The following is a 3508-nucleotide window of genomic DNA, read 5'->3' as shown; positions in this document are numbered from 1 at the left end:
GCGGTCAAGTGCTTCCTCGGCCTCTCCTCGGCCCGCGCCTACAAGCGGTTCTACCCGGCGATCGACCCGCTGATGTCCTGGTCGCGGTACCTGGATCAGCTCAAGCCGCAGCTCGCCCGACCCGGCGTCAACCGGCGGGGCGGCGGGGCGGCGGGGCGCTCACGCCTGCGAAACGGCTTGCGTTTCGAGGGCGTCGATCTCCGCCAGCAGCTCCCGGTAGCGCTCGGAGCGCCATTCGCTGTAGTTCAGGTTCTTGAACAGCCCGGTCAGCTTCGTGAAGTAGCCCCGGACCTCCTCGTTGGAGGTGAACCGCAGATCGCGGGCGACGAGGCGACGGATCAGTTGGAACGACTCCTTCTGCCGCTCCAGCGGGATCGAGACGTCCACCGGGTCGAAGGCGTCCTGCTGCAGGAACACCATGTCGACGAAGGTGGCCCGCTGATAATCCAGGTAGTCGTCCACCGTGACGCCCTCCTCGCCGGTGACCTGCATCATCTGGTGGACCGCGTCGCCGCGGTGCAGCAGCTCCGTGGTCTGCTTGACGGACTCCGTCCAGGTCGGATCCATCGTCTCCGCGAGCTGCGGCTTGAGCTGATCCAGGTACCGCGACCAGGACATCAGCGGGTCGATCGCCGGGTAGAACCGCTTGTAGGCGCGGGCCGAGGAGAGGCCGAGGAAGCACTTGACCGCCCCGAGCGTCGACTGCGTGACGGGCTCCTCGAAGTTCCCGCCCGCCGGGGAGACGGTGCCGATCATCGTCAGGCTGCCGAGCGCCCCGTCGTTCGCGCGGATCACCCCGGCCCGCTCGTACAGCCCCTTGATGGAGGAGTCGAGGTAGGCGGGGAAGGCCTCCTCGCCGGGGATCTCCTCCAGCCGGCCGGAGGTCTCCCGCATGGCCTGGGCCCAGCGGGAGGTGGAGTCGGCGATCAGCAGGACGTTCAGCCCCATCTGGCGGTAGTACTCGCCGATCGTGATGCCCATATAGATCGACGCCTCCCGGGCGGCGACCGGCATCGAGGAGGTGTTGCAGATCACGACCGTCCGGTCCATCAGCTTGCCGTCGCTGCGGGGGTCGTCCATCTCGGCGAAGTCGGTGAGGGTCTCCACGACTTCGCCGGCCCGCTCGCCGCAGGCCACGACGACGACGATGTCCGCGGCCGAATACCGGGAGACCAGTCCCTGCAGCACCGTCTTGCCCGCCCCGAACGGCCCGGGGATGCAGGCCGTCCCGCCGAGGGCGATCGGGAAGAACGTGTCGATCAGCCGGATCGTGGTCGTGAGCACCTGCGAGGGGAACAGCCGCTCCGAGTGCCGCTGCCGCAGCAGCTTCGACGGGAGGGGGCTGCGGACCGGCCAGGAGTGCTGCATCGTGCACTCCCGCTCCCGCCCGCGGGCGGTGCGGAGGCGCACGACGGGGGCGTCGGCCCGCTGCGGCCCGCGGGCGACCCAGAGGACCTCCGCCGTCCCCGTCAGGTCGAACGGAGCCATGATCTTATGACTGACGCTCTTCTCCGGGACCGTGCCCAGCACGTCGCCGCCGCGGACGGACTGGCCGACCCGCACCGCCGGCCGGAAATCCCAGACCGCGTCCCCCGGGAGGGCCGGGGCCGTGCTGCCGCGGCGGAGGAAGAAGCCGTCCCGCTCCGCGAGCACGTTCAGCGGGTTCTGCAGGCCGTCGAACACCGACCCCAGCAGGCCCGGTCCGAGGGCGGCGGGGAGCAGCTCCTTGGTCAGTTCGACGCGGTCGCCGACCTGTACGCCGCCGGTCTCCTCGAAGACCTGCATGTCGGCGGTGCGACCGGCGATCCGCAGGACCTCGGCCTTCAGCGCCTCCCCGCCGACGTGCACGAAGGCGACCTCGTTCTTCATCAGCGGCTCGTCCGCCTCGATCGTGACCACGTTGCCGGACACCCCGATCACGCGGGCGCCCCGCCGCGCGGCGCGGGCGGGAGCCCCGGCAGGCGCGGCGGAGCCGGCGGGGATTCCGGCGTCGGCGGGGACCCCGGCGTCGGCGTCGGCGAAAGCCTCAGAGGCAGAGGTTGGCGTGGTCACCGAGCGTGTCCTGAATCATGGTGTCGAAGCGTGTGCGGCCGGCCTCCGCGTCCCGGCTGGTCCAGCGGTGAATGATTTCCCACCGCGCCAGGTACAGGATCACGGCTTCCAGCGAGAACGTGAATTCCGTCGAGAGCCGGCGCCACTGCCGCCAAGTGTGGTCGAAGAGCGTCCTCTGGGCCTGCACGACCTCCCCCGCGGCCATGAACCGGGCGAACGGCTCGATCCACGGTTGCCGGCCCCCCAGACCGAAGGTCGGGTCGGACCAGTGGCGGCGGATCGTCTCCCCGAGGTCGCCGATCGGCACCGGCTCCGCGTGTCCGTCGCGGCGCCGGCGCAGCGCGCTGACGACGATTCGCACGTCCAGCCGGTGTCGGATGATCCGCAGCACGAGGGGGTGCTGGACGGCCTGCAGACGCCCCAGTTCGCGGGCGATCTGGGCGTCGGTGCGATCCAGCGGCTGGCGGTCCCAGTCGAAGAAGTCGGCGAGCTGCCGCACCGTCGCCGCGTCCTCCGGACTCAATTGGCCCAGACGTTCGGCGAGCTGCCGGCGGGAGATCGGCGGGCGCTCCACGTCGAAGTGGCTCGGCAGCGCCGGCAGGCTGGCGATCAGCGTGTAGAAGTCCGTCACCGCCGCGGCCCCGGCCGGTTCGTGCCCGTCGTCAAACCGCTCATCAGACGTCCAGGAGCTCGCGGAACCGCGGCGACAGATGCCTCAGCAGCACCTGGGTGAGCGTCTCGTCGGTCAGGTCGACCTCCAGGTCGCCGTCCACGATCTGCACCCGCACGCCCGGCGCGTCGCTGTCCGTCACCTCGAAAGTCAGCCCGTCCCGCAGCGACTGACCGGCCAGCGATTCGGCGAAGCGTTGCAGCGCCGCGTCGTTCTCCGGCGAGGGATCGTCGTCGAGCAGCTGGACGTTCAGCCGGACGTCGGCGTCGTCCGGCACGGACCGCCGGGCGATCTCCAAAATCAGTCGTCGCAGAAACTCGTCGTCCCGCAGGGCGTGCGAGACGAGCCGCTGCAGCGTCCGTTTGCAGCCGTCCCGCAACTCCTCGGTGAGTTCCAGAATGGAATCCCGGCCGGCCAGTCGGATCGCCTCCTCGCCGGCCCGCCGGGTGCGGTCCGCCTCGGTCTGGGCCTCCTTGAGCATCGCGTCGGCCCGCGACTGGGCGTCGTCGAGCAGCTCCATCGCCTGCCGGCGGGCCGCCTCGAGGACGGCGTCCGCCTCGGTCTGTCCCTTGTCGACGCCCTCCCGGCGCAGCCGGTCGATCAGCTGCTGGACGCCGGAGGCTTCCGTGGTCGTGTCGTTTGCCATGGCCTCTGTGCGGTGTGCGGTGGGCGGCGTGCGGGAGCCGGTTCGGCGGACGCCGAGACGGGCGGACGCCGAGTAGGGCGGACGCCGAGTAGGGCGGACGCCGGGGCGGACGCCGGGGCGAACGCCGCGGCGGGGGGCGG

3 protein-coding genes are annotated in these 3508 nt (G+C 71.1%); all 3 read right to left on the bottom strand.

Features of this window, described 5'->3' with window-relative positions; genetic code table 11:
- Positions 1-159: 159 nt before the first annotated feature.
- The 3 genes from LzC2_RS20820 to LzC2_RS20810 all read right to left on the bottom strand — a co-directional run bounded on the left by LzC2_RS20820 (position 160) and on the right by LzC2_RS20810 (position 3368).
- On the bottom strand, positions 160-1920 hold the full coding sequence (locus LzC2_RS20820) for a V-type ATP synthase subunit A (RefSeq protein WP_349771142.1): 1761 nt from the start codon (positions 1918-1920) through the stop codon (positions 160-162).
- Positions 1921-2026: 106 nt separating this feature from the next.
- On the bottom strand, positions 2027-2683 hold the full coding sequence (locus LzC2_RS20815; protein WP_171189948.1) for a DUF2764 family protein: 657 nt from the start codon (positions 2681-2683) through the stop codon (positions 2027-2029).
- Between the two features lie 43 nt (positions 2684-2726).
- Positions 2727-3368 (bottom strand): hypothetical protein, encoded by a 642-nt coding sequence (locus LzC2_RS20810; protein ID WP_171189947.1) that lies wholly within the window; start codon positions 3366-3368, stop codon positions 2727-2729.
- Positions 3369-3508 lie beyond the last annotated feature (140 nt).

Origin of the sequence: Alienimonas chondri, from assembly GCF_013036045.1 — a bacterium.
Classification (GTDB): Bacteria; Planctomycetota; Planctomycetia; order Planctomycetales; family Planctomycetaceae; genus Alienimonas; species Alienimonas chondri.
This window is presented reverse-complemented; position numbering and strand designations above follow the sequence as displayed.

What these genes read in the sequence shown, in the direction of transcription:
- LzC2_RS20810 (WP_171189947.1), bottom strand. Translation starts at nt 3,368, where the DNA reads ATGGCAAACGACACGACCACGGAAGCCTCCGGCGTCCAGCAGCTGATC.